Here is a 25,450-nt window from a genome sequence, read left to right on the forward strand (position 1 = left end):
GCCATCATGTCACAGGTTACTGAAAATAAAGTTATTGCTGCACCGGTGCCCATGACCCCGCTGCAGGAGTTCTGGCACTATTTTAAACGCAACAAAGGTGCGGTTGTTGGGCTGGTGTACGTTGTCGTGATGATCCTGATTGCGGTCTTTGCCAACGTCCTCGCGCCGTACAACCCGGCAGAGCAGTTCCGCGATACGCTGCTGGCTCCTCCTGCGTGGCAGGAAGGCGGTACCATGGCGCATCTGTTTGGTACTGATGATGTGGGCCGCGATGTGCTGTCCCGCCTGATGTACGGTGCGCGTCTGTCTCTGTTGGTCGGCTGTCTGGTGGTGGTGCTCTCCCTGCTGATGGGCGTGATTCTCGGGCTGATTGCCGGTTACTTTGGCGGGATTGTCGATAACGTCATCATGCGTGTGGTCGATATCATGCTGGCACTGCCGAGCCTGTTACTGGCGCTGGTGCTGGTGGCGGTATTTGGGCCCTCGATTGGCAACGCCGCGCTGGCGCTGACGTTCGTGGCATTGCCGCACTATGTGCGTCTGACGCGCGCCGCCGTCCTGGTGGAGGTTAACCGCGACTACGTTACCGCATCCCGCGTGGCCGGGGCCGGTGCGATGCGCCAGATGTTCGTCAATATTCTTCCTAACTGTCTTGCGCCGCTGATTGTTCAGGCGTCGCTTGGCTTCTCTAACGCCATTCTCGATATGGCTGCCCTCGGCTTCCTGGGGATGGGCGCACAGCCGCCTACGCCGGAATGGGGCACCATGCTCTCTGACGTGTTGCAATTTGCCCAAAGCGCCTGGTGGGTCGTGACCTTCCCGGGGCTGGCAATCCTGCTGACGGTGCTGGCATTTAACCTGATGGGTGACGGTCTGCGTGACGCGCTCGATCCCAAACTGAAGCAGTAAGAGGTTCGAGATGGCGTTATTAAATGTAGATAAATTATCGGTGCACTTCGGCGATGTGGGGTCCGAATTCCGTGCCGTAGACCGCATTAGTTACAGCGTGAACCAGGGTGAAGTGGTTGGCATTGTAGGGGAGTCCGGCTCTGGTAAGTCCGTCAGCTCGCTGGCGATCATGGGATTGATTGACTACCCAGGCCGCGTTATGGCCGAAAATCTGGAGTTTAATGGTCGTGACCTGAAGCGCATCTCTGAGAAAGAGCGTCGCCAGTTAGTGGGCGCGGAAGTGGCGATGATCTTCCAGGACCCGATGACCAGCCTTAACCCGTGCTACACCGTCGGCTACCAAATTATGGAAGCCATTAAGGTGCACCAGGGCGGCAACAAAAAAACGCGTATTCAGCGGGCGATTGACCTGCTGACGCTGGTGGGGATCCCCGATCCGGCCTCGCGTCTGGATGTCTATCCGCACCAGTTGTCTGGTGGGATGAGCCAGCGCGTGATGATCGCGATGGCGATTGCCTGTCGTCCAAAGCTGTTGATTGCCGACGAACCGACAACGGCGCTGGATGTGACCATTCAGGCGCAGATCATCGAGCTACTGCTGGAATTGCAGCAAAAAGAGAACATGGCGCTGGTCTTAATCACGCACGACCTGGCGCTGGTGGCCGAAGCGGCGCACAAAATCATTGTGATGTACGCCGGGCAGGTAGTGGAAGCCGGGGCCGCGCAGGATATTTTTCGCGCGCCGCGTCATCCGTATACCCAGGCGTTGCTGCGCGCGTTGCCGGAGTTCGCTCAGGATAAAGCGCGTCTGGCTTCGTTGCCGGGCGTGGTGCCAGGTAAATATGACCGCCCGACCGGTTGTTTACTGAACCCGCGCTGCCCCTATGCGACTGACAAATGCCGCGCTGAAGAACCTGAACTGAACCTGCTGGAAGGCGGTCGTCAGTCGAAATGCCACTACCCACTTGATGATGCCGGGAGGCCTGGGCTATGAGTACGCAAAAGGCCGCTTTGCCACAGCCGCTGTTGCAGGCAATTGACCTGAAAAAACACTACCCGGTGAAGAAGGGGATGTTCGCCCCGGAACGCCTGGTGAAAGCGCTGGACGGCGTCTCCTTTACGCTGGAACGCGGCAAAACGCTGGCGGTGGTAGGCGAGTCGGGCTGTGGGAAATCCACCCTTGGTCGCCTGCTGACGATGATTGAAGTCCCGACCGGCGGCGAGCTGTATTACCAGGGGCAGGATCTGCTTAAGCACGACCCGCAGGCGCAGAAGCTGCGCCGGCAGAAAATCCAGATTGTGTTCCAGAACCCTTACGGTTCCCTGAACCCGCGCAAGAAAGTAGGGCAGATTCTGGAAGAACCGCTGCTGATCAACTCCACGCTAAGCAAAGAGGAGCGTCGTGAAAAAGCGCTGGCGATGATGGCAAAAGTGGGGCTGAAAACCGAGCACTACGACCGCTATCCGCACATGTTCTCCGGCGGTCAGCGTCAGCGTATTGCCATCGCTCGCGGGCTGATGCTTGATCCAGACGTGGTGATTGCCGACGAACCGGTCTCGGCGCTGGACGTTTCTGTTCGTGCGCAGGTGCTGAACCTGATGATGGACTTGCAGCAGGAACTGGGGCTGTCATACGTCTTTATCTCGCATGACCTGTCGGTGGTAGAGCACATTGCCGATGAGGTGATGGTGATGTATTTAGGCCGCTGTGTGGAAAAAGGAACGAAGGATCAGATCTTCAATAATCCGCGTCATCCGTATACGCAGGCGCTGCTCTCCGCGACGCCACGCCTGAACCCGGACGATCGCCGCGAGCGTATCAAGCTGACCGGTGAGCTGCCAAGCCCGCTGAATCCACCGCCGGGCTGTGCGTTCAATGCCCGCTGCCGTCGGCGTTTTGGTCCGTGTACCCAGCTTCAGCCGCAGCTGAAGGATTACGGTGGACAACTCGTGGCCTGTTTCGCTGTTGACCAGGATGAAAATCCACAGCAATAAACGTGGGTTATGACCTGATAACCGGAGCCTTGTGCTCCGGTTTTTTTATATTTTGTTTTTACGTCCACAATGTGAGTCCTCTGGCAGAACATTATTCCACAGCGTCTAAAATGTAGTCAGATTTCCTCTCGTCACAGAAATATCTATTTCGCAGTTGCTAACTGTCAGGAGCAAATGTGGTCACGATACGCTGGGATATTAAAACAATTGATCGTCTGTCGATGGTTGAGGATGTCCTGAAGGAATTTTCCTGCTGCGATATCAATATCATCTCCATGAAAGTCACGCCTGGACGGATCCTGATTAAATCCTGGTGCCGTCAGTTACAGGATATTTCCTGCGTGCAATCCTGTTTAGGCCGGCGCGCCGATATTATTAACGTCGCTTACCTGTGTGAAGAGATAAGCGAACTTTCAACGCCTGAGCCGGAACGCCCGCGCTATTTCTCTGACATTATTTGTAGCAGCCAGAGCATGCACTCGCTTATCGAAAAGGCGATAAAAATTGCCGACAGCAAATATACCGTTTTGATCCGCGGCGATACGGGTACTGGCAAAGAACTTCTGGCCCGGGCTATCCATAATTCCGGGCAGCGACGTTTTTATCCGTTTATTCCGGTCAACTGCTCTGCGCTACCTGAGTCGTTGATGGAGAGTGAATTCTTTGGCTATGAGAAAGGGGCTTTTAGCGGTGCAGATTGTAAAGGCAAAAAAGGGCTGTTTGAAATGGCCGATAAAGGCACCCTTTTTCTCGATGAATTTGGTGAAATGTCGCTGAGCTTACAGGCTAAATTACTGCGCGTACTTCAGGATGGCGGGATTCGTCGCGTTGGCGGGGCGCAAATTATTCCGGTCAATGTGCGCATTATTGTGGCAACCAACGCCAATTTGGAAGAGATGGTGGAACAACGTCTGCTGCGTGCCGATCTCTATTACCGCATCAATGTACTTTCACTGACCATTCCGCCCCTGCGGGAGCGCCCGCAGGATATCAGCCTATTGATTCGCCACTTTGTGCAGAAATACGCGAAGGAATTCCAGCGACGGATCATTCTGGATAAAGCCTGCTTTGATGCCCTGCATCATCACACCTGGCCGGGGAACGTTCGCGAACTGGAAAATACCATCATTCGCCTGATGCTGATGGCGGAATCCGATGTCATTACGCGGGAAGAATTAGGGATGGTGAATTTGCCTACCGTTGAGCTGACGCCGACAGAGCGTCCTTTTAAAGAACAGGTTTTGTGTGCTGAACGCCAGCTTATTGAACAGATGGTGGAAGAGAATGTGTCGTCGCGGCATATCGCTAAAGCGCTGGGGGTGTCACATACCACGGTACTGAATAAAATTCGCAGCTATCAACTGGAGAGTGTGAGTTAAGCGCCGTCAGTCACTGACGGCGCTGTAAACTGATTATTCAATCAGCTTCAATAATGGCGACAGGCACAGCAGGATCCCGTACAACAGGATTAGCCAGGTTTTCAGCCCGCGTAGTTTTTCCAGTTGCGTTACTTTATAGATCAGGAAAAACGGAATAATACACGACACAATCCCGTAAAGTGGGCTACCCAACTGGAAGAACACCAGTACCGATACACGAAATGACACCCAGATCACCAGGGTGATAACAATAAAGGTGCAAATACCCAGCGTAAGCACCAGGGGATTAATTTTCTCCACATCAATAACGCGGCTCAGAACATTAAGAATAATACCCTTAATCGCCTCGTGGAACCCCAGATAAATACCAAAGAATGCGGTTAATACGGCGAAGATATTTAGCACCGTTGAGGTGATATGAATAATTTGCCCAGGAATGACTTGCGCTGCCAGCGCCAGTGCGGAAATATTTTGTTCGAAGGCCGAAACGGCCTCTTCATGACTAATAGAAAAGGTAAAAGAGAATGAGAAAAACAGAATGACCGCAATCAGCGTAATGTAACTGATGCGATGCGTGCGTATTGCCATGCGGGTGGCCAGAACCCGGTCCGCTACCCGCTTGCGGTAGGCGATGTTCATTGGGTTCAACACCTGAATAAACACCGCCGAGAAGAAGCAGAACGGGATGGTCAGCAATACGTCGCGAAAGAAGACCGATGCTTCAGGGAATGCGCTGATATTAGAGAAGTTCCAGTGCGGAACCATCGCAAAACCAAACACGATGATGATCCCCACTTTGACTACCACCATCGGGCCGGAGATTTTAAACAGCAGCTTTTCTCCCCCGGAAGCAATGGCCACCAGCACGGCAAAAATGGCCACTTTATAGATTATCGATTGTGAAAGATCGGCATCGGTTAAGCCGAAGGTTTTGATATATGAGGCACTGTCAAAAACCACGGATAAGGAATAGATAAATATGCCGTGAATAATCATCAAAAAATAGATGACGCCAAGAAATACGCCCCAGTTTTTTCCCAGGTAATGACTGATAATATCGGTATAGTCATTACAAGTTTCACTTTCTGATAATGTTTTTAAATAAATATCCTGCACAATATAGGTTGCTGGATAGGCAATAATAAAGGCGACGATAAATACCCAAATGCCTGTTAAGCCTATTTGTACCGGCATCAGTACCGTTCCAGCACCAATTGCCATACCGATACACAGTAATACCCAGCCAAAGTCGTATTTCGTAAACGGTATTTTCTTTGAGAATGGTACGGTGGTTGCTGTATTGTTGCTTAGTTGTAATGTGTCGTCCTGCATAGAACCCCCTGCCCAAAATACGCGCACTCCCCGAAACAGGATTGCGCGTATTACCAGACTGTTGTGCCTTGATTCTCAACAACCTGAACCGATCGGCGTCGGTTCAGGTCATAATGGTCAGAATGTTGCCTTTCTGATGGCGTGTTCAAGGTCGTTAATAATATCTTCTGGATCTTCAAGACCCACAGAAAGACGGATAAGCCCGTCGGTAATACCTGCTTTAAGCCGTTCCTCTGGCGCAACGGGCGAATGTGTCATAGACGCTGGGTGCTGAATGAGGGTTTCGGTATCACCGAGACTGACCGCGAGGAGGCACAATTCTACAGAATTGATCATCCGTCTGCCAGCCTCGAGGCCGCCGGCTATTTCGAAGCTGATAATTCCTCCTGGCAGGCTCATCTGTCGCTGGCCCAGCTCATACTGCGGGTGTGAAGATAAGCCAGGATAATAAACGCGGGTAATGGATGGATGCCCCTCGAGGAAGCGGGCGATTTTCAATGCGTTTTCACAGTGGCGTTCCATACGAATCCCCAGTGTTTTAACGCCGCGTAGCGTCAGCCACGCGTTGAAAGGACTCATGCAGCCGCCGGTGATATCTTTCAGACCAACAAACCGCGCCTGGTCAATAAACTCCTGCTTACCAACAATGATGCCGCCAATCACGTCTCCGTGACCGTTGATATATTTAGTGACGCTGTGTACCACAATATCCGCGCCTAGCTGTAAAGGCTGCTGGCAGTACGGTGACATAAAGGTGTTATCCACCACCAGCAATGCGCCTTGTTGATGGGCGATACCGGCTACCGTTTCAATGTCGACCAGCGACAGCGTCGGGTTAGCGGGCGTTTCGATATACACTACTTTGGTTTCCGGGCGCATGGCGGCGCGGATTTCTTCAGGCTTTGCCGCATCGACGAAGCTGACGTTAATCCCAAACTTCGGCATGCTGTGCGACAAAAACGCGTGGGTGCAGCCGTAAATCGCGCTGGCGGAAACGATATGGTCGCCCTGCTGGCACAACGTCAGCAGCGTGGTGGTGATGGCAGAAATACCGGATGCGGTTGCCAGCCCGGCTTCACCTCTTTCCAGTACCGCCAGCTTTTTCTCCAGCGCATCGGTGGTGGGGTTACCCAAACGGGTGTAAATGTACCCGGACTCCTCGAGCGCAAAGCGGGCGGCACCTTGTTCGGCGCTGTCAAAAACAAACGTTGAAGTCTGGAAAATAGGCGTACTGAGCGCGCCAGTAGAAGGGTCGGGTTGTTGCCCCGCGTGAACGATCTGGGTGTTGAATCCGTAAGTACGACAGTCAGACATGATATCTCCTTTGATTCGGAACAGAACAGCTCACAGTCAAATAGCAATCGCTGTGCCAGAAAATGAAGGCATAGATATCAATGAGATATGTCTTTTTCAGTATTGAAGAGCGGCAGGAATGTTGCCAACTGGCAAGAATCTTTCCAGCGTAATGGTGAGAAAACAGGTGAAATGCGAGGCGCTACGCAGAGCCATATATTGCGCAGTGATATGGCAAGTGGGCTACCGTAGAATCAGCGGCAAGCCGGGAATTCCCGGTGAGGCGCAATGTTGCGGGGGCTTGATCCCCGGCGGCATCGGTTGCTGGAAAGAGAAAACCCCCGCACGTTGTTAGGTATAAACCAGGCAACAAGACGGGGGCTAACTTGACTCCAGACAAGTTAAGAATAGCCGCGAACAGTTGCCATTGCAACACAGGCGGCTATATGACGCTCGCACAGTTAGGCGTGGCCTTCTGGCACGATTTAGCGGCACCGATCATCGCTGGCATTATTGCCAGCCTGATTGTGAGCTGGCTGCGTAACAGGAAGTAATGCTCCTTGCGGGCGTCTGTCTGCCGTGATGGCAACATGCGCCCGAACCAGGCCGCAGGGGGTAACTTTGCGGCCTTTTTCGGCTTAAATGCAGATAAATCTCGTCGCCAGGTGCCTATCCTGTCGGGATAATGCATGCTGGGAAGTTTTCAGATACCGCCTCTCTTAATACCGCTACGATCGGGTATACTCTGACGGCAGTTTCGTCTATCCGTGGAGAGTCAGTTTGCGTGTCAGTCGCTCGTTAACAATTAAGCAGATGGCAATGGTTGCGGCCGTTGTCATGGTGTTTGTGTTTATTTTTTGCACCGTTTTGTTGTTCCATCTGGTCCAGCAGAATCGCTACAACACGGCTACGCAACTGGAAAGTATCGCTCGCTCCGTCCGTGAGCCTCTGTCGGGCACGATCCTGAAAGGGGATATTCCCGAAGCAGAAGCTATTTTAAGAAGTATTCGACCAGCAGGCGTGGTCAGTCGCGCCGATGTGGTGCTTCCGAATCAGTTTCAGGCGCTGCGGATGAGCTTTATTCCTGAACGCCCGGTTCCGGTTACGGTGACTCGCCTGTTTGAACTTCCGGTACAAATTTCGCTGCCGGTCTATTCTCTTGAGCGTTCAGCGAATCCGCAACCGCTGGCGTATCTGGTGCTGCAGGCGGATTCGTACCGTATGTACAAGTTCGTGATGAGTACGCTCTCAACGTTAGTGACCATTTACTTACTTCTCTCGTTAATACTCACGGTAGCTATCTCATGGTGTATTAACAGATTGATTTTGCATCCATTACGTAAAATAGCGCGTGAGCTGAACGACATTCCCCAGCAGGATCTGATTGGCTATCAGCTGGCATTGCCGCGTCTGCATCAGGACGACGAGATTGGCCTGCTGGTGCGTAGCTACAACCTCAATCAGCAACTGATTCAGCGCCGCAGTGAAGAGCAAAGCGACCATTCAATGCGATTCCCGGTTTCTGAGCTGCCCAACAAGTCGTTTCTGATGGCGCTGCTGGAGCAGGTTGTGAACCGCCAGCAGACAACGGCGTTGATGATTGTCACCTGCGAAACCCTTCGTGATACCGCGGGTGTATTATCCGAGACCCAGCGGGAAATCCTGCTGCTTACGCTGGTTGAAAAGCTGAAGTCAGTATTGGCCCCCAGAATGGTGCTTACCCAGGTGAGCGGCTATGACTTTGCCATCATCGCACATGGTGTGAAAGAACCCTGGCACGCTATTACGCTAGGTCAGCAAGTGCTCACTATCGTTAACGAGCGATTACCGATTCAGGGCATTCAACTCCGTCCAACATGCAACATTGGGGTGGCGATGTTTAATGGCGATTTGACCGCAGAACAGCTTTACCACCGCGCACTCTCAGCCGTATTAACGTCGCGTCACAAGGGTAAAAACCGGATTCAGTTCTTTGACCCGTTGCAGATGGAAGAGGCGCAACAGCGTTTGACGGAAGAGAACGATATTCTTACCGCGCTGGATAACCATCAGTTTGCGCTCTGGATGCAGCCGCAGGTGGAGATGTCCAGCGGTAAGGTATTGAGCGCAGAAGCATTATTGCGAATGCAGCAGCCAGACGGAAGCTGGGAGTTGCCAGAAGGGTTAATTGACAGGATTGAGTCCTGTGGCCTGATGGTGACGGTCGGTTACTGGGTGCTGGAGGAGACATGCCGCCAGCTGTCAGCCTGGCAGGAACGCGGCCTGATGCTGCCGCTCTCGGTGAACCTGTCTGCGCTACAGCTGATGCATCCGAGTATGGTGTCGGATCTGCTGGAATTGCTAAACCGCTATCGCATCAAGCTTGGGACGTTGATTCTGGAAGTGACCGAAAGCCGGCACATTGATGATCCTAATGCCGCTGTGGCTATTTTACGCCCGCTGCGCAACGCGGGCGTGCGTATCGCGCTGGACGATTTTGGTATGGGATATGCGGGCCTGCGGCAGCTGCAGCACATGAAGTCGCTCCCGGTGGATGTACTCAAAATCGATAAGATGTTTGTCGATGGCGTCCCTGAAGATTGCAGCATGATCTCCGCCATCATTCAGTTGGCACATAGCCTCAATTTGCAGATGATCGCTGAGGGCGTCGAAACCGAAGCGCAACGCGAATGGTTATCACAAGCGGGGGTAGAAGTGGCACAAGGGTTCCTGTTTGCCCGGCCGGTTCCGGCGAATATCTTCGAAGAACGTTATCTGACGCCGAAAAACGCTGATTACAAAAGTTAAAAAAGGTCTCGCTTGTGCGAGCCAGCTCAAAATTTTTAACATTTCTGTATCAATTATGATCCAGGCGCATTTCTGTCATGTTGTGTGGGTGTTACTTTAAGGCCGCAGGTTAAACAAAACCTTACAAGACCTGTGGTTTTTACTTTAAGGACACCCTATGAAAACCTCTATATTCAAAAGCCTTTACTTTCAGGTCCTGACAGCAATTGCCATAGGTATTCTCCTTGGCCATTACTACCCTGAATTAGGCGCCCAAATGAAGCCACTTGGTGATGCTTTCGTGAAGCTCATCAAAATGGTCATCGCACCTGTCATCTTCTGTACTGTCGTCACCGGCATTGCAGGCATGGAAAGTATGAAAGCCGTAGGCCGCACCGGTGCGGTTGCACTGCTTTATTTTGAAATTGTCAGTACGATTGCGCTGATCATCGGCCTTATCATCGTCAACGTGGTGCAACCCGGTGCCGGTATGAACGTCGATCCGGCGACGCTGGATGCCAAAGCGGTTGCGATTTACGCCGAACAGGCAAAAGACCAGGGGATCGTAGGCTTCCTGATGGATATTATCCCGGGTAGCGTCATTGGCGCGTTCGCCAGTGGCAACATCCTGCAGGTATTGCTGTTTGCGGTTATGTTTGGTTTTGCGCTGCATCGTTTAGGTAGCAAAGGCCAGATGATTTTCAACGTGATTGAAAGCTTCTCGCAGGTTATTTTTGGCATCATCAACATGATCATGCGCCTGGCGCCGATCGGTGCTTTCGGTGCCATGGCCTTTACTATCGGTAAATATGGCGTCGGGACGCTGGTGCAGTTGGGTCAGTTGATCATCTGTTTCTACATTACCTGTATTCTGTTTGTGGTTGTGGTGTTGGGCTCGATTGCGCGCGCAACCGGCTTCAGCATTTTCAAATTCATCCGCTATATCCGTGAAGAACTGCTGATCGTTCTGGGCACCTCTTCTTCCGAGTCCGCGCTGCCGCGTATGCTCGATAAGATGGAAAAACTGGGCTGTCGCAAGTCGGTTGTCGGGTTGGTTATACCCACGGGCTACTCGTTTAACCTTGATGGGACATCAATCTATCTGACGATGGCGGCGGTATTTATCGCTCAGGCCACCAACAGTCATATGGATATCTTCCATCAGATAACCCTGCTGGTGGTGCTCCTGCTCTCTTCAAAAGGTGCTGCGGGTGTGACCGGGAGTGGCTTCATTGTTCTGGCCGCGACTATCTCCGCTGTGGGCCATTTGCCGGTTGCTGGTCTGGCGCTGATTCTCGGTATTGACCGCTTTATGTCTGAAGCCCGTGCGCTGACTAACCTGGTCGGTAACGGTGTGGCAACTGTTGTAGTAGCGAAATGGGTGAAAGAACTGGACCATAAAAAGCTGGATGATGTGCTGAATAATCGTGCGCCGGATGGCAAAACGCACGAAATATCCTCTTAATCTCTCCACTTATGCCCGTAGTCCCTTCCAGGACTGCGGGCGTTTGCGCATAATTAACCCCTGTGCCTGAAACCGCCGATTCGGCGGCGTCGGGATTTTTTCACTTCCTCCGTGACATTTTTATGTTCTTGCGGTCTAACACGAAGTGTTTTTAACGTCATATTCAGAGAGTCCTCTCGCGGGCTGTCTTTTTATTTCCAGGATAGTTGATCAGGGGTTCACATGCAGGGCACAAAAATTCGACTTTTAGCGGGCGGCTTGCTGATGATGGCCACTGCCGGCTATGTGCAGGCAGATGCGCTCCAGCCTGACCCGGCGTGGCAACAGGGCACGCTGGCAAATGGTTTACAGTGGCAAGTCTTAGCCACTCCCCAGCGCCCCAGCGACCGTATTGAGGTTCGCCTGCTGGTCAATACCGGTTCACTCACCGAAAGTACACAACAGAGTGGTTTCAGCCATGCGATCCCGCGTATCGCGCTGACGCAAAGCGGTGGCCTCGATGCTACGCAAGCCCGTTCTCTGTGGCAGCAGGGGTTCGATCCCAGTCGTCCCATGCCGCCCGTTATCGTTTCCTATGATTCCACGCTGTATAACCTCAGTCTGCCTAACAGCCGTAACGATCTGCTGAAAGAGTCACTTTCTTATCTGGCGAATATCTCCGGTAATCTGAGCATCACCCCTGAATCGGTCAATCATGCGCTGAGTAGCGAAGATATGGTTGCAACCTGGCCGTCAGATACCAAAGAGGGATGGTGGCGCTATCGTCTGAAGGGATCGACGCTGCTGGGTCACGATCCTGCCGATCCGCTGAAAACGCCTGTTGATGCGACGAAAATCCAGTCCTTCTACCAGAAATGGTATACCCCGGATGCGATGACGCTGATTATCGTCGGTAACGTAGATGCGCGCAGCGTGGCTGATCAAATCAATAAAACCTTCGGCGAATTAAAAGGTAAACGCGAAACGCCTGCGCCGGTACCCACGCTCTCTCCGCTGCGTGCAGAGGCCGTAAGCATAATGACCGATGCGGTACGTCAGGATCGCCTGTCTATTATGTGGGATACGCCGTGGCAGCCGATCCGTGAATCTGCCGCGCTGTTACGTTACTGGCGCGCTGATTTAGCCCGTGAAGCGTTGTTCTGGCACATTCAGCAGGAGCTCACCAAAAACAATGCCAAAGACATTGGCCTTGGCTTTGACTGTCGGGTGCTGTTCCTGCGCGCGCAATGTGCCATTAACGTTGAATCACCGAACGGTAAGCTGAACGCGAACCTCAGCACGGTTGCGCGTGAGCTGGCCAAAGTGCGCGATAAGGGGCTGCCGGAAGAAGAATTTAATGCGCTGGTGGCGCAAAAGAATCTGGAACTGCAGAAGCTGTTTGCCACCTATGGTCGCACCGATACCGATATTTTGATCAGCCAGCGTTTGCGCTCGCTGCAAAACCAGGTCGTAGATATTGCGCCTGAACAGTATCAGCGTTTACGTCAGAGCTTCCTGAACAACCTGAGTGTTGAGATGCTGAATCAGGACCTGCGTCAGCAACTGTCGCAAGATATGGCGTTAATTCTGTTGCAGCCGAAGGGTGAACCTGAATTCAATATGAAGGATCTGCAGGCGACGTGGGATAGCATTATGGCGCCGGTTACCGCCGCGGCAACGTCGGTAGAAACGGATGAATCACATTCTGAAGTGACGGACATCCCGCCGGTGCAATAAGGGAATCGTGACCTGCAGGCCGGACGCGACGTTAACGTCTAATCCGGCCTGCCAGAACGCCAGATTACTGCGGCATGGCGTCGCGAGGAATAATCGCCCCGCGATGCTGAATAACGGTGCTTGCCGTCAGGTGCCCGCGTTTTGCGGCATCAGCGGCATCGCCACCGGTCAGACGTACCGCCAGATACCCGGCGCTGAAGGAGTCTCCCGCAGCGGTTGTATCGATAACCTTCTCTTTCGATAGTTTTACGGCCGGAACGTCGATGAGTTCTTCGCCTGCGATGGAAACCAGGCAAGAATCTGCACCGCGTTTCACAACCACTTCCTGTACGCCAGCCGCGTGAGTACGGGCAATCACCTCGGCAACTGGTTTTTCACCCCACAGCGCGTCTTCATCATCCAGCGTCAGGAACGCGATATCGGTGCATTCCAGCATTTGCTGATACACCTGCTGGGTCTCTTCTTTACTGCTCCACAGACGTGGGCGGTAGTTATTGTCAAAAATGACCTTTCCACCGTTGGCGCGGCATTCTTGCAGCAGCGACAGCAGCTTGTCACGACTTGCCGGGCTTAAAATAGCCAGGCTGATTCCGCTCAGATACAGATAGTCAAATGTCGCCAGTTCTTCGCAAATAGCGGCGGACTGTTCGCTCTCAAGCCAGAATTTTGCGGCGGCTTCATTACGCCAGTAATAGAAGGTGCGCTCGCCGGTGCTATCGGTTTCAATGTAATAGAGGCCCGGCAGGCGGTTTTCCATGCGTTGGGTTAATGAGGTATCCACATTTTCGCTCTGCCAGGATTCCAGCATTTGTTGGCTAAAACTGTCGGTACCCAGCGCAGTCACATAGTGTACGGAAAGTGCCGCAGCATCGACCTGACGGGCGATATAAACGGATGTATTCAACGTGTCGCCACCGAATCCGCGCTGAACGTCAGCGCCTTTCTGTGACAGCTCAATCATGCATTCGCCAATCACGGCAATCTTTCTGGACATAGTCGTAACCTGCTCTGAAAAAAATTAGCGTTAGTGTGCGCTGTGGGTGTTAAGTGGTCAACTATATTAAAACATCGTTCCATTATTTTTTTGAGCCAGCACGTGTTCTGCGTCGTTTTTTGCCGCTTAGTTTCTATTTTGCGTAGGGCTGAACGTAAAGTTCTTCGCCTGAGCGCCGATAACCTTTGACGAGTCCGGTCAGTCACACTCTTATTTACAGGACATCTCAGATGATAAAGCAGGTTACCCAGCAGCTAATTACGCTCGATGCGAGTATTGAAAACTTGCAGGAGAGACGCTATTGGCTGCAGTGCGAGCGTGCTTACACCTACCAGCCGATTTATCAGACCAACGGACGGCTGATGGCCGTTGAGCTGCTGACCGTCGTGAGCCATCCTGAAAACCCCTCCCAACGTATCGCACCAGACCGCTATTTCGCCGAAGTGGCCGTACGACATCGTGTAGATGTGGTGAAAGAGCAGCTTGTACAGCTTGAACAAAAAGGGGCGTTTTTCAAAGCCCACGATCTGCTGGCATCCGTGAATGTCGACGGGCCAACGCTGATTGCAATGCGCCAGGATCCCGAAATCCTGAAAATCATCGAATGTCTGCCGTGGCTGCGCTTTGAACTGGTGGAGCATATCCGCTTGCCGAAGGGCTCGTCGTTCGCCTCAATGTGCGAGTTTGGCCCGCTCTGGCTGGATGATTTTGGTACCGGAATGGCAAACTTCTCGGCTCTGAGTGAAGTGAGTTACGACTATATCAAAGTGGCGCGGGATCTGTTTGTCATGCTGCGCCAGACGCCGGAGGGCCGCAATCTCTTTACGCTGCTGTTACAGCTGATGAACCGCTATTGCCGCGGTGTGATTGTCGAAGGCGTTGAAACGCTGGAAGAGTGGCGTGATGTGCAAAACTCTCCGGCTTTCGCTGCGCAAGGCTATTTTCTCTCTCGTCCAGTGCCTCTGGATACCCTTGAAGACGTAATTCTGTCGCTTTGATAAGGATGTAGAGCGCCTCCTTTCCTCTGCTGGACTATCTTTAGGACAGGCAAGGAAGAAAGTAAGGAGGTTAAACATGACGAGAACAGGCAAAATAACCACTTCAGTAATAGGGGTTTTCTTGTTGTTGATCGTCGTACTCATCATCGTGATTGCGACATTTGACTGGAACCGGCTCAAACCGACCATCAACCAGAAAGTCTCTACAGAACTCAACCGTCCCTTCGCCATACGGGGTGACCTGGGCGTGGTTTGGGAACGCCAAAAACAGGAAACCGGCTGGCGTAGCTGGGTTCCGTGGCCGCATGTTCATGCTGAGGATATCATTCTCGGCAACCCGCCGGACATTCCTGAGGTCACCATGGTGCATCTCCCGCGCGTTGAAGCCACGCTCGCCCCACTGGCGTTGCTGACAAAAACCGTCTGGCTCCCGTGGATCAAGCTGGTAAAACCCGATGCGCGGCTTATCCGCCTGTCGGAGAAAAACAATAACTGGACCTTTAACCTGGCAGGGGATGAAAACCGCGATCCCAATGCGCCGCCATCAGCCTGGTCTTTCCGGCTGGATAACATTCTGTTCGACCAAGGGCGCATCGCCATTAACGATAAGGTGACGAAGTCAGAGATTGAGATCCTGGTCGATCCGCTGGGTAAGCCGTTGCCCTTTAGCGAAGTGACTGGCGCAAAAAGTAAAGAGAGCAACGCCCACATTGAGGACTACGTGTTTGGTCTGAAAGCGCAAGGCCGATATAACGGCGAACCGCTAAGCGGTCGCGGGAAGATAGGCGGAATGCTGGCGCTGCGCAGTGAAGGAACTCCTTTCCCGATTCAGGCTGATTTCCGTTCGGGTAATACGCGTGTGGCGTTTATGGGTACGATAAACGATCCGATGAATATGGGCGGGGCGGATCTGCGGCTTAAATTCTCGGGAGATTCGCTAGGGGATTTGTACGATTTGACCGGCGTGCTGCTCCCGGATACGCCGCCGTTTGAAACCGACGGACATCTGGTCGCGAAAATTGACCCGGAAAAATCCTCTGTTTTTGATTACCGCGATTTTAATGGCCGAATTGGCGACAGCGATATTCACGGAACGCTGGCCTATACCACCGGTAAGCCGCGCCCAATGCTGAAAGGGGATGTTGAGTCACGCCAACTGAGGCTGGCTGATTTGGGGCCGCTGATCGGTGTGGATTCAGGCAAAGGGGCCGAGCGCGCCAAACAATCTGAACACCGCAAAGGTGAGAAGAGCGTCCAGCCCGCGGACAAGGTCTTGCCGTATGACCGTTTTGAAACCGACAAATGGAACGTGATGGACGCTGACGTACGTTTCAAAGGACGGCGTATTGAGCACGGCAGTAGCCTGCCGATCAGCGATCTCTCCACCCATATCATCCTGAAAAATGCCGACCTGCGCCTGCAGCCGCTGAAATTTGGCCTCGCGGGAGGCAGCATTGTCTCCAGCATCCATCTGGAAGGGGATAAAAAGCCGATGCGGGGGCAGGCGGACATCCAGGCTCGCCGCCTGAAGCTAAAAGCGCTGATGCCGGATGTGGAGCTGATGCAGAAAACGCTCGGTGAAATGAACGGTGACGCCAGGTTTAGCGGGAGCGGAAACTCGGTAGCGGCGCTGCTTGGTAACAGCAATGGCAACCTGAAGCTGCTGATGAACGACGGTTTGATCAGCCGGAATCTGATGGAAATTGTTGGCTTGAATCTGGGCAACTATCTTGTTGGACAGATATTTGGTGATGACGAGGTGCGGGTGAACTGCGCGGCGGCGAATCTGGATATTGTTAACGGCGTAGCCCGCCCGCAGATTTTTGCCTTCGACACGGAAAACGCGGTCATTAATGTCACTGGTACGGCGAGTTTTGCGTCGGAGCAACTGGATTTAACCATCGATCCGGAGAGCAAAGGCATTCGTATTATTACCCTGCGTTCGCCGCTGTATGTTCGCGGCACCTTTAAGAATCCGCAGGCCGGTGTGAAGGCCGGGCCGCTGATTGCGCGCGGTGCGGTTGCTGCCGCGCTGGCAACGTTAGTGACGCCCGCGGCGGCCTTGCTGGCGCTGATTTCACCTTCTGAAGGAGACGCTAATCAATGCCGGACCATTTTGTCGCAAATGAAGAAGTGATTTTTGCCGTTGTCGGATGGCGCTAACGCTTCGCTTCTGCGGCCTACATTTCATGCTCAACGTAGGCCGCAGACGGTGCTTACAACCAAAGAATCACAATGATTGATGGCGGGTTTCGTGGGTTAACAGCAGCGCAATCAGCGTTAACGCCGCCATTGATGCCAGATACGTACCGACCGCCGCCAGGCCGTAATTCGCCTGCAGCCATGCGGCAATGTAAGGGGCAACGGAAGCACCAAGAATCGACGAAACGTTGTACGAGAACGACGCCCCCGTGTAGCGCACTTCGGTCGGGAACAGCTCCGGCAGTAGCGCGCCCATCGGACCAAATGTCAAACCCATCAGGCTCAAACCAAGCAACAGGAAGGCGAACACCAGCACCGGATTGCCAGAGCCGAGCAGCGGTTTAAAGGCAAACAGCGCAAACAGAATAATAAGCGTGGTGATGATGAGCATGCTCTTGCGACGACCAAACGCATCGGCCAGCAGGCCCGCCACCGGCACCATGACGCCAAAGCCAATAACCGCCATCATCAGCATCCACAACACTTCATTACGCGGCAGGCCAAGCCCTACAGGCGCCGCGGCGGTGCTGAACGTCATGGAATAGACGGTCATGATATAGAACAGCGTATAGGTCGCCAGCATAATGAACGTGCCGAGGATCGTCACGCGGACATGTTTTGTCAGCAGGGTACCCAGCGGGATTTTCACCTGTTTTTTCGCCGCAGCCACTTTGGCAAAGACCGGGGATTCATGCAGCGAAACGCGAACGTACAGACCGATAATCACCAGCACCGCAGAGAAGATGAACGGTACGCGCCAGCCCCAGCTCATAAACTGCTCGTCGGTCAGCAGCCAGGAGAGCAGCAGGAAAGTGCCGTTGGCGAAGAAGAAGCCGATAGGTGCGCCCAACTGCGGGAATGATCCGTACAGCGCGCGTTTACGCGGCGGTGCGTTTTCCGTCGCCAGTAACGCCGCGCCGCCCCATTCCCCGCCCAGTCCTAAACCCTGACCAAAACGCGCCAGCGCCAGCAGCAGCGGGGCGAAAATACCGATAGTTTCATAACCCGGCAGCAGGCCAATGACAACCGTCGAGATCCCCATAGTGAGCAGTGAGGCAACCAGCGTGACTTTACGCCCTACGCGATCGCCAAAATGCCCGAACACAGCAGAACCGATAGGCCGTGCCACAAAGGCGATGGCAAAGGTGGCGAGGGACTGCAGCGTTGCCGCGGTCGGATCCCCCTGCGGGAAGAAGATATGGGGGAACACGATCACCGCGGCGGTGGCGTAGATATAGAAGTCGAAGAACTCAATGGCAGTGCCAATGAGTGAGGCGACGACGACTTTATTGCGCGAGTTGACCGGGGTGTGTTCCTGTTCGTTGTCGAGCGTTGTGGCTGTTGCTTGCATAATATTTTCTTATTTTTGGTCGAACGAAAGGTCATATTACGCACAGCAAAAGAGACATTTCAATCTGTAACAAACCTTGCGATTGGTCAAAAACAGAGCAAAAAGGGGATAATTTTTAGGCTGGAGATTTCACTTCCATGAAATGCTTCACATAATTTAAAACTTGGATGATAAAACTGGTTTTGGGTTAAACAAAAGTTACGGGCTGGATTTTAATTCTGATAATGCGCAGGATTTCGACGTAAGCATTGGGTTGGCCGGATAAGCGCAGCGTTATCCGGCAGTTAACAAAGATTAGCGGTGGGTTTTTCCTGGCATACGCGGGTCGTCTTTGTACTCCGCTGTGGCAATCCAGGCAGCGCAAAACAGAGTCAGACGGGCGAAGAAGTAGAAGAACGCCATTAAGCCAAGTACGGAACCAAACGCCGCGCCTGACGGCGATTGCACCAGTGATGGCAGCGTGTACGTCATGATCATTTTGATGACTTCAAACCCCAGTGCCGCGATAAACGTGCCGCGAATGAGCGCTTTTTTGCGCGGTCGGTGACGCGGTAGCCGCCAGAAAATCCAGAAGAACAGCAAGTAGTTGGCGAAAATAGAGATGGTCAGGCCGATCAGCCGCCAGGCGGGCTTCAGCCATTCGATGCCGTCGAGATACAGCGCAGAGATAATCATCTGCTGGGCGGAACCGGCGATGGAGGTAATGGACAGCGTAACAATCAGCGCAATCAGTAAGCCAATCAATGAGACAAAATCACGCAGATATTTGACCCAAATTTTTTCCTGATCCTGTGGGGTCCGCTCCCAGACATCCCGCGACTGGGCACGAATAGCTTCGCGCAGGTTTCCCATCCAGTTAATTCCGGAATAGAGCGCGATGGCAAGACCCACCAGACCGACGGTGGTTCGTTGCTGAACGGCGGTATTGATGGTGTTTTTCAGCGTGGAGGCGAGTGTCGGATCGCTGACGTTGAGCAGGATTTTGCTGAAGATATCCTGCAACAGCGTAGGGTGCGAAGCGAGAATAAAACCCGCGGCGGCAAACGACACCATCAGGATAGGGATCATCGACAGAAACGAGAAGTAGGTAATGGCGGCGCCAAACTGATTTCCCATACGATCGTTAAATCTCTCCGCGGCGCGAATCAGATGGGCAATCATGGGCTGACGTTGAATTTTATCGGCGAAGGTCAGGGCGGTTTTCAGCGCCTGGTTGGTCTTACCGTTGGTTTTTGTATTCTTACGCTCCAGGGTCTCAATTTTTGGGATTGGTGCGTGCTCAAGTTCCTGAATGGGGCGTTTAATCTCTTTTTCCTGCGTCATCAGGGCAGTAATCCTTGTTCTGTTCATTCTCAGGACAGTATAGCTTGTCAGTCCACATAGTCTTTCATCACGCCGGTCAGCCATTCCATAAACAGATGTACGCGGCGGGAGAGGTTACGGCGATGCGGATAGAGCAATGAAACCGGTAATGGTTCGGCGCGATATTGCGGCAATACTTCAATCAGCGTACCGGCGCGCAGGGCATCACGCACGCCCACGCGCGGTACCTGAATAATGCCCAGACCGGCAAGACATGCCGCATGATACGTTTCGGTACTGTTCACCGTCAGCATGCCGCCGGTTTTAACCCATTTAGCACCGTTGTCTGTCGCCACTTCAAAGCCTTGCGCACGTGTTCCCAAATTGACTGAGTAGTGAACCACCGCATGCGAGGCTAAATCCTCCAGGCTTTCCGGATAACCAAATCGGGCGAGGTATTGCGGGCTGGCGCAGTTAATCTGCGTGAGTTTCCCCAGCGGGCGCGCAATCAGCCCTGAATCTTTCAGCGTTCCCACGCGTACCACACAGTCGAAGCCTTCGCGGATCAAGTCCACCAGGCGGTCGCTGCTGCTAAGTTCGAGCTCAAGCCCCGGATACTGATGCAAGAAGCCCGGTAAGCGGGGCATCACCAGATTTCTCGCCACACCAACCGGCATATCGACGCGCAGCTTGCCGCTGATGCTGGCCGGGTCATGATGGAATAGCCCATCCAGTTCATCGAGATTGCTCAACAAATCTTTCGCTCGTTCGTAATAGATCATGCCGTCTTGCGTGAGCTGAACGCGGCGGGTTGTGCGGTGCAACAACTGTGTGCCCAGATGATTTTCCAGGGCCTGGATTTGACGCGATACGCTACCTTTAGGAAGTCCGAGGGTGTCTGCCGCGCGCGAAAAGCTCTCCAGTTCTGCGACGCGGATGAACAACTGCATTGCGTGAATTTTATCCATTCTCATGCCCTATTGTTGTTCTAAATGAAACAGTAATGCGCAGTTAGCGGTATTTATTGTTTTTCTACCACCTAATAAGCTTTGTCTCAATCTTCACAACACCTGAAATGAGGTTTCTTATGACGCAACGTATCGCATTGGTGACCGGCGGCGGCCGTGGACTCGGTAAAAACGCGGCGCTAAAGCTGGCGAGTAAAGGCATTGGTGTCATCCTGACGTGGAACAGCAATGAAAAAGAAGCGCAGCAGGTTGTAGATGAAATTCGCCAATCTGGCGGTAAAGCTGCAGCATTACCGTTGAACGTCGGAAATATTTCCACTTTCCCTCAGTTTGTCAAACAGGTGCAGGAAACCCTACAAACGCACTGGCAAAGCGACACCTTTGATTATTTATTGAACAATGCCGGAGTTGGCATTAACGCGCCTTATCCGGCGTTCACTGAAGCGCAATTTGACCAGCTTTTGGACATCCATTTTAAAGGACCTTTTTTCCTGACACAGAACCTGCTGGCGCTGATCAACAACGGCGGACGCATTCTTAATGTCTCGACCGGATTGTCGCGCTTTGCGCTACCGGGTTACAGCGCTTACGCTGCCATGAAAGGGGCGATGGAGGTGTTAACCCGTTATCAGGCGAAAGAGCTGGGAGAGCGCGGCATTACGGCGAATATTATTGCGCCTGGGGCAATCGAGACGGATTTTAGCGGCGGAAACGTGCGGGATAATGCGCAATTGAATGCCTACATTGCATCGCAGACGGCGCTGGGGCGTGTTGGGTTACCGGACGATATTGGCGACGCCATTGCTGCGTTGCTCAGCGATGAACTGGCCTGGATGACGGCACAGCGTATCGAAGTCTCTGGCGGGATGTTCCTGTAATTGACCGCCTCTTACTTAGCCTTTTGAGCAATCGAAAACCGGCGCGCCATCAGAAGTCAAAATATAACTGGTGGCGTTAGCCGGTATTATTTGGAATCTGATACCGCAATCGCGGTGCTGAAAGAGATCGGGGATAAACGTTCTGAAGAGTTCATTCTTCTTCGGGAGTGGATTTGTTGTATCAGAAACTATGATCACCTCCCCATTCTCATGCCCGAATGATCATTTAATGCGATATTTTGTTTTGTAACATATTTGTCTGTTATCGTGAATTCCTTATTTTTAGCTAAGAATATAAACTCCGGGTTATTAATATTAGTAATCCAGTTTTGAACGTCAAATATTAAGGATTTTCTGAAAATTTGACCCCGATTTTGATCCTTTGTGTGATTCTTTGGTTTCAGCTGTAACTATTTATAACGTCTGCTTCTTTCTTCTCCGTCTATCGGTAAAATGGCCTCCGCCAAATGGTGACTTCATATTTTGCCCCTCGGATAATACCCTTCCGCGTGTTAAGGCTAATATCTTATTCAGACGGAGATAAATAATGCAGTTAATAATGTTTGACAGGCAGTCAATATTTATTCATGGAATGAATGTAATTTTGCAAGAGCGTATTCCAGGAGTGAATGTTCAGGGTGTCAGTCAGGCAGATGATCTTTGGCGGACGCTGGAAGACAATCCTGATGCACTGGTAATGCTGGATGGAGATTTTGACGCTGAATTCTGCCGTAGCTTGCTGCAACAGATGGCAGAGCGCTTTGCGAAGGTAAAAGTGCTGGTAACCGCAACGGACTGCCGTAAAAAATGGCTACAGGAAGTCACGCAATTAAACGTGCAGGCCATTGTTCCGCGCGATTCTGATGCGGAAACCTTCACGCTGGCACTCAATAGCGTCGCGATAGGTATGATGTTTATCCCCAGAGATTGCATCACAGCGACCGAATGTGGCGGGCAAAATATCAGATTGCTCAGCGCGCGTCAGCGGGAGATTCTGACGATGCTGGCCGCCGGAGAATCTAATAAACAAATTGGTCGATTATTAAATATCAGCACTGGAACGGTAAAAGCCCATCTTGAATCGCTGTATCAGCGCCTGGAGGTAAAAAACCGTACGCAGGCGGCAATGATGCTAAACGACACCCTATAATGGGAAAATATTTCACAGTCAGACTGTTTCTGGCTGTGAAATAGCCCCCGGCCAGAATTCAGCACTGCAAAACCGGCTAATCCCCACGCTGAGCATCCATGCAATTAACGCTTCTTGTTGAAACCGATCTTGTATTTGCGGCATTTCCTTATGGATGAATGCCTCGCAGATATTTATATCCGCGAACAGCAATGTTTCGGCTTGCATCAGCATAATTGGGGCATCAAAGGATTCATCTGCGGTGATTTCGTGCCCGTAGCCAATGACCCAGATCCCCTTTTTGTCCTGATACTTTTCCAGCGACAGGCCCTGCCATTGCTTAATAAATGCGATACAGGCGGGCGTGAACTGCGTCGAATGTAGCGGCATAATAATCTCTGTACAAAAAGACCTATTTTAAGAAACACACCCCGTTACGCCAGCCGCCATCCAGCCATTTTTTACAGCAAAACGCCTGATGGCTTGGGCGGCTGATATTCCTGTTTTAACAGGCCGAAAATCCAGTCATCATGCCAGGTTTGATGTAGCCAGTAGCTTTCTCGCAGCGTGCCTTCGAGAATGAACCCGACCTTTTCCAGTAGACGCCGTGAGGCATCGTTTCCTGCGGTGACGCAGGCCGTCAGTCGGCGTAGTCCTCCGGCGGTAAACGCATAATCGCAAACGGCATGCAGGGATTCAGCGCCATAACCTTTGCCCTGCGCCTCGGGAGTGAGCAGAAAGCCGACCTCGGCACATTCATTTCTATCCTGAATATATCCGGTTACCCCAAGCGGTACGCCCGATGCCTTATCGCACAGGACCAGGCACAGCCAGTGTGGACTGCCGGGAGACCATTCAGGCAAGCGGGAGTCAAAGACTGTCCGTATCTCCTCTTCGGTACGCGAGTCAGCGACAAAGCGCATCACATCTGCGTTCTTCTGTAACGTTAAGAAAAACGCCCAGTCGTCATGTGTGAGCGGGCGGCAGATCAAACGCGAGGTTTTCAGTACAGGCACAGGCTTATCTCCAGAATAATTTTCAATGATTGTGCGGAAGTCACTGTAAAACATATTTATTTGCTATATGAATGTGTTTTAGTCTGTGGCGGCACAGCGCTGCATTTAAAAAAGATAACTACACACCATTGTGAGGCCGCACTTTTTGGGTCCTTTTAGGGAAGATAATGACCAATAGCGCGTTACAGGCGACATGTACACCATTCGAACATTGTTTGGGGATAATCCGGCAAGCCTCGGTAGAAATTTTGCTGATGCTTGGCGTGCGCGTCGCAGAGGGTAAAGATCCACGCTGGTTTCTCGAGCAGCTTGACCAGGCGCGATTGAATCTGGGAGGTTGGGGTGTTGTCGCCAGGCGGTTGCAGATGAATGACGCGCAATTGAGTCAGTTCACGTTGCGGCTACGCCATCTTCAGCAGAGCGTGCCGCAATATGAAAATGGCCAGGACGTCAGTGAAAACCAGCTGATTTCTGCGCTGCGCTTTGTCGCTTCTCTGGAACAGTTGCGCCAGCAACAGCCCCTCCTGAAGTATCCAACCGAGATTGAACGTGCAGAGCCGGATGCGCAGATGCGGGCGCAGCGTCAGCTTCGCGCAATAGAATTAACCCTCAAATCGCTGATTGCGCGGGTATGGCCGGATCAACATCCGCTCAACAGCTTCCTGAAACAGCACTTTGGCGGTGAACGTCTGCGTCGCTGGTTAAAGCTGGGAGAAAGTCGGGATGCGCTGGACGGCATGATGTTTAGCGAACTGGCGCTGATGGTTGTCGATAAGAAGTTATTCGTTCGGCATTTTAGCGAGATTTTTAACGACACCTCGGTGCTCATGTCGTTTGTTGAGCCACGTATCACGCTGAGGATGTTCCTGGATGACTGCCGCCTGGCCCGTAACTGCGTTATCGCGCAGCAGCCGCTAACCTCAGTACAGCTGCTGTTGCTGGATTGCCAGTACCGACAGATTACTCACCCTGTGCAGCGGGCATTTGAAGAACGGCGTACGCGCATTAATCCTGCGTCGTATATGGAGTCCGATGAGGCGACGGTTCGCCAGTTTTGGGAAAGCGCAAAGCAAAAAGACGAGCAGGCGGGGGGCGATAAACAGGAAATCGCAGACAGTATCGATCCGCCGGAGAAGCGTGCCAGGCGCACGGCGGAAGAACGTGAACAGCTGATTTCCGGCATGTTGTGGGTAGCGGTCGGCGTGATGGTGCTGGTGATTTCGCTGGGCGCGTTCTGGTTATTCATTTCGCCAGCGCCACAAGCGTCTTCCGGGCAATCTGTTGAAATCGTGCAGGAGGAGCCACGGCGTGATGCCCCTAGTGCGCGGGAGTCGGTGACCCGAATGGGCATCACCTGGGATGCCTTTAACATGCGCGCGGCTATCGAGCGCAACGACACCCGTGTGACGTCACTTTTCCTACAGGGCGGGATGGACTGGAAGCTGGCGTGGACGGAGCAGGCATTCTCGGCAGGCAATACCGAGGTGTTGAGGCTGCTGCTGCGTTACCCTTCGCAGATGAGTGAGAGTAAGCCATGTCGGCAGTTTATGACCACGGTCAGCCATGCGATGGCGAATGGGGCGTCACTCACATCGCTGCATAAAAGCTACCTGCAAAGTTTTTGTTCGGTGCCGGCGGTTGTCGCGCGTCAGCAGTATGACCTTGAACAGGCCGAGCTACGCGTTCGCGCGCAGCCAAGCCCAGAGAACAAGAAATGGCAGAAAATTCACGCCGAACTGTACGATGCGATTAACTGA

The 25,450-nt window shown here is 52.6% G+C and carries 21 protein-coding genes; 13 read left to right on the forward strand and 8 right to left on the reverse strand.

Annotation, left to right across the window (positions count from 1 at the left end; genetic code table 11):
* Positions 1 to 6: 6 nt before the first annotated feature.
* The 4 genes from dppC (at position 7) to HV237_RS01010 (ending at position 4,283) form a co-directional block, all read left to right on the forward strand.
* Entirely contained in the window at positions 7 to 909 is a 903-nt protein-coding gene (gene dppC, locus HV237_RS00995) for a dipeptide ABC transporter permease DppC (protein WP_016154902.1), read from the forward strand.
* A 10-nt stretch (positions 910 to 919) separates the two neighbouring features.
* Positions 920 to 1,903, forward strand: a complete 984-nt coding sequence (gene dppD, locus HV237_RS01000; RefSeq protein WP_016154901.1) for a dipeptide ABC transporter ATP-binding protein — start codon at positions 920 to 922, stop codon at positions 1,901 to 1,903.
* Entirely contained in the window at positions 1,900 to 2,904 is a 1,005-nt protein-coding gene (gene dppF / locus HV237_RS01005) for a dipeptide ABC transporter ATP-binding subunit DppF (RefSeq protein ID WP_003827418.1), read from the forward strand. Before dppD ends, dppF begins: the two co-directional genes overlap by 4 nt.
* Positions 2,905 to 3,080: 176 nt before the next feature.
* The gene (locus HV237_RS01010) at positions 3,081 to 4,283 is read left to right on the forward strand and encodes a sigma 54-interacting transcriptional regulator (RefSeq protein WP_047358203.1); all 1,203 of its coding nucleotides are present in this window, start codon (positions 3,081 to 3,083) and stop codon (positions 4,281 to 4,283) included.
* 33 nt (positions 4,284 to 4,316) lie between these two features.
* Here HV237_RS01010 and HV237_RS01015 read toward each other — a convergent pair whose 3' ends face one another.
* On the reverse strand, positions 4,317 to 5,615 hold the full coding sequence (locus HV237_RS01015; RefSeq protein WP_019078087.1) for an amino acid permease: 1,299 nt from the start codon (positions 5,613 to 5,615) through the stop codon (positions 4,317 to 4,319).
* A gap of 117 nt (positions 5,616 to 5,732) precedes the next feature.
* Positions 5,733 to 6,929, reverse strand: coding sequence for a methionine gamma-lyase (megL, locus tag HV237_RS01020; protein ID WP_003023295.1), 1,197 nt, complete (start codon positions 6,927 to 6,929; stop codon positions 5,733 to 5,735).
* A 425-nt stretch (positions 6,930 to 7,354) separates the two neighbouring features.
* Here megL and HV237_RS01025 point away from each other — a divergent pair, with 425 nt between their 5' ends.
* The 4 genes from HV237_RS01025 (at position 7,355) to HV237_RS01040 (ending at position 12,855) form a co-directional block, all read left to right on the forward strand.
* The gene (locus HV237_RS01025; RefSeq protein WP_016154898.1) at positions 7,355 to 7,462 is read left to right on the forward strand and encodes a type I toxin-antitoxin system toxin Ldr family protein; all 108 of its coding nucleotides are present in this window, start codon (positions 7,355 to 7,357) and stop codon (positions 7,460 to 7,462) included.
* Positions 7,463 to 7,688: 226 nt separating this feature from the next.
* On the forward strand, positions 7,689 to 9,695 hold the full coding sequence (gene hmsP / locus HV237_RS01030) for a biofilm formation regulator HmsP (RefSeq protein ID WP_181541664.1): 2,007 nt from the start codon (positions 7,689 to 7,691) through the stop codon (positions 9,693 to 9,695).
* Between the two features lie 157 nt (positions 9,696 to 9,852).
* Positions 9,853 to 11,139, forward strand: a complete 1,287-nt coding sequence (gene dctA / locus HV237_RS01035; RefSeq protein ID WP_003023301.1) for a C4-dicarboxylate transporter DctC — start codon at positions 9,853 to 9,855, stop codon at positions 11,137 to 11,139.
* Between the two features lie 222 nt (positions 11,140 to 11,361).
* Positions 11,362 to 12,855, forward strand: a complete 1,494-nt coding sequence (locus tag HV237_RS01040) for a pitrilysin family protein (protein WP_047358202.1) — start codon at positions 11,362 to 11,364, stop codon at positions 12,853 to 12,855.
* A 64-nt stretch (positions 12,856 to 12,919) separates the two neighbouring features.
* Here HV237_RS01040 and HV237_RS01045 read toward each other — a convergent pair whose 3' ends face one another.
* Positions 12,920 to 13,849: a sugar kinase gene (locus tag HV237_RS01045; RefSeq protein ID WP_047358201.1), complete on the reverse strand. Its 930-nt coding sequence runs from the start codon at positions 13,847 to 13,849 to the stop codon at positions 12,920 to 12,922.
* Between the two features lie 230 nt (positions 13,850 to 14,079).
* Between HV237_RS01045 and pdeH the strand changes: the two genes are divergently transcribed.
* On the forward strand, positions 14,080 to 14,847 hold the full coding sequence (pdeH, locus tag HV237_RS01050) for a cyclic-guanylate-specific phosphodiesterase (protein WP_016157708.1): 768 nt from the start codon (positions 14,080 to 14,082) through the stop codon (positions 14,845 to 14,847).
* Positions 14,848 to 14,923: 76 nt separating this feature from the next.
* Positions 14,924 to 16,984, forward strand: coding sequence for an AsmA family protein (locus HV237_RS01055; RefSeq protein WP_047358200.1), 2,061 nt, complete (start codon positions 14,924 to 14,926; stop codon positions 16,982 to 16,984).
* A 93-nt stretch (positions 16,985 to 17,077) separates the two neighbouring features.
* Here the strand turns inward: HV237_RS01055 and HV237_RS01060 are convergent, their stop codons facing one another.
* The 3 genes from HV237_RS01060 to HV237_RS01070 all read right to left on the reverse strand — a co-directional run bounded on the left by HV237_RS01060 (position 17,078) and on the right by HV237_RS01070 (position 20,670).
* Positions 17,078 to 18,400 carry an MFS transporter gene (locus HV237_RS01060; RefSeq protein ID WP_003023312.1) on the reverse strand — a complete coding sequence of 441 codons (1,323 nt, stop codon included), beginning with the start codon at positions 18,398 to 18,400 and terminating at the stop codon, positions 17,078 to 17,080.
* A gap of 294 nt (positions 18,401 to 18,694) precedes the next feature.
* Complete coding sequence (gene yhjD / locus HV237_RS01065; RefSeq protein ID WP_047358199.1) at positions 18,695 to 19,723, reverse strand: inner membrane protein YhjD; 1,029 nt, start codon at positions 19,721 to 19,723, stop codon at positions 18,695 to 18,697.
* 47 nt (positions 19,724 to 19,770) lie between these two features.
* Positions 19,771 to 20,670 carry a LysR family transcriptional regulator gene (locus tag HV237_RS01070; protein WP_047358198.1) on the reverse strand — a complete coding sequence of 300 codons (900 nt, stop codon included), beginning with the start codon at positions 20,668 to 20,670 and terminating at the stop codon, positions 19,771 to 19,773.
* A gap of 119 nt (positions 20,671 to 20,789) precedes the next feature.
* Between HV237_RS01070 and HV237_RS01075 the strand changes: the two genes are divergently transcribed.
* Positions 20,790 to 21,548 carry an SDR family oxidoreductase gene (locus tag HV237_RS01075; protein WP_016157705.1) on the forward strand — a complete coding sequence of 253 codons (759 nt, stop codon included), beginning with the start codon at positions 20,790 to 20,792 and terminating at the stop codon, positions 21,546 to 21,548.
* 547 nt (positions 21,549 to 22,095) lie between these two features.
* The gene (locus HV237_RS01080; protein WP_181541665.1) at positions 22,096 to 22,698 is read left to right on the forward strand and encodes a response regulator transcription factor; all 603 of its coding nucleotides are present in this window, start codon (positions 22,096 to 22,098) and stop codon (positions 22,696 to 22,698) included.
* Between the two features lie 18 nt (positions 22,699 to 22,716).
* Here the strand turns inward: HV237_RS01080 and HV237_RS01085 are convergent, their stop codons facing one another.
* Positions 22,717 to 23,067 carry a lysozyme gene (locus HV237_RS01085; RefSeq protein ID WP_047358196.1) on the reverse strand — a complete coding sequence of 117 codons (351 nt, stop codon included), beginning with the start codon at positions 23,065 to 23,067 and terminating at the stop codon, positions 22,717 to 22,719.
* 71 nt (positions 23,068 to 23,138) lie between these two features.
* A complete protein-coding gene (locus HV237_RS01090) occupies positions 23,139 to 23,693 on the reverse strand; it encodes a GNAT family protein (protein WP_047358195.1) in 555 nt (184 codons plus the stop codon).
* A gap of 167 nt (positions 23,694 to 23,860) precedes the next feature.
* On the opposite strand from HV237_RS01090, the gene HV237_RS01095 reads away from it, so the two are divergent.
* Positions 23,861 to 25,450 carry an STY4199 family HEPN domain-containing protein gene (locus tag HV237_RS01095; protein WP_047358194.1) on the forward strand — a complete coding sequence of 530 codons (1,590 nt, stop codon included), beginning with the start codon at positions 23,861 to 23,863 and terminating at the stop codon, positions 25,448 to 25,450.

The organism is Citrobacter sp. RHBSTW-00570, assembly GCF_013739755.1.
Lineage (GTDB): Bacteria > Pseudomonadota > Gammaproteobacteria > Enterobacterales > Enterobacteriaceae > Citrobacter > Citrobacter braakii.

Bases quoted from the DNA above. Each gene is read 5' to 3' on its own strand.
- dppC (WP_016154902.1), top strand. From the start codon at position 7: ATGTCACAGGTTACTGAAAATAAAGTTATTGCTGCACCGGTGCCCATG.
- dppD (WP_016154901.1), top strand. From the start codon at position 920: ATGGCGTTATTAAATGTAGATAAATTATCGGTGCACTTCGGCGATGTG.
- dppF (WP_003827418.1), top strand. From the start codon at position 1,900: ATGAGTACGCAAAAGGCCGCTTTGCCACAGCCGCTGTTGCAGGCAATT.
- HV237_RS01015 (WP_019078087.1), bottom strand. From the start codon at position 5,615: ATGCAGGACGACACATTACAACTAAGCAACAATACAGCAACCACCGTA.
- megL (WP_003023295.1), bottom strand. From the start codon at position 6,929: ATGTCTGACTGTCGTACTTACGGATTCAACACCCAGATCGTTCACGCG.
- HV237_RS01025 (WP_016154898.1), top strand. From the start codon at position 7,355: ATGACGCTCGCACAGTTAGGCGTGGCCTTCTGGCACGATTTAGCGGCA.
- dctA (WP_003023301.1), top strand. From the start codon at position 9,853: ATGAAAACCTCTATATTCAAAAGCCTTTACTTTCAGGTCCTGACAGCA.
- HV237_RS01040 (WP_047358202.1), top strand. From the start codon at position 11,362: ATGCAGGGCACAAAAATTCGACTTTTAGCGGGCGGCTTGCTGATGATG.
- HV237_RS01045 (WP_047358201.1), bottom strand. From the start codon at position 13,849: ATGTCCAGAAAGATTGCCGTGATTGGCGAATGCATGATTGAGCTGTCA.
- pdeH (WP_016157708.1), top strand. From the start codon at position 14,080: ATGATAAAGCAGGTTACCCAGCAGCTAATTACGCTCGATGCGAGTATT.
- HV237_RS01055 (WP_047358200.1), top strand. From the start codon at position 14,924: ATGACGAGAACAGGCAAAATAACCACTTCAGTAATAGGGGTTTTCTTG.
- HV237_RS01060 (WP_003023312.1), bottom strand. From the start codon at position 18,400: ATGCAAGCAACAGCCACAACGCTCGACAACGAACAGGAACACACCCCG.
- yhjD (WP_047358199.1), bottom strand. From the start codon at position 19,723: ATGACGCAGGAAAAAGAGATTAAACGCCCCATTCAGGAACTTGAGCAC.
- HV237_RS01070 (WP_047358198.1), bottom strand. From the start codon at position 20,670: ATGGATAAAATTCACGCAATGCAGTTGTTCATCCGCGTCGCAGAACTG.
- HV237_RS01075 (WP_016157705.1), top strand. From the start codon at position 20,790: ATGACGCAACGTATCGCATTGGTGACCGGCGGCGGCCGTGGACTCGGT.
- HV237_RS01080 (WP_181541665.1), top strand. From the start codon at position 22,096: ATGCAGTTAATAATGTTTGACAGGCAGTCAATATTTATTCATGGAATG.
- HV237_RS01085 (WP_047358196.1), bottom strand. From the start codon at position 23,067: ATGCCGCTACATTCGACGCAGTTCACGCCCGCCTGTATCGCATTTATT.
- HV237_RS01095 (WP_047358194.1), top strand. From the start codon at position 23,861: ATGACCAATAGCGCGTTACAGGCGACATGTACACCATTCGAACATTGT.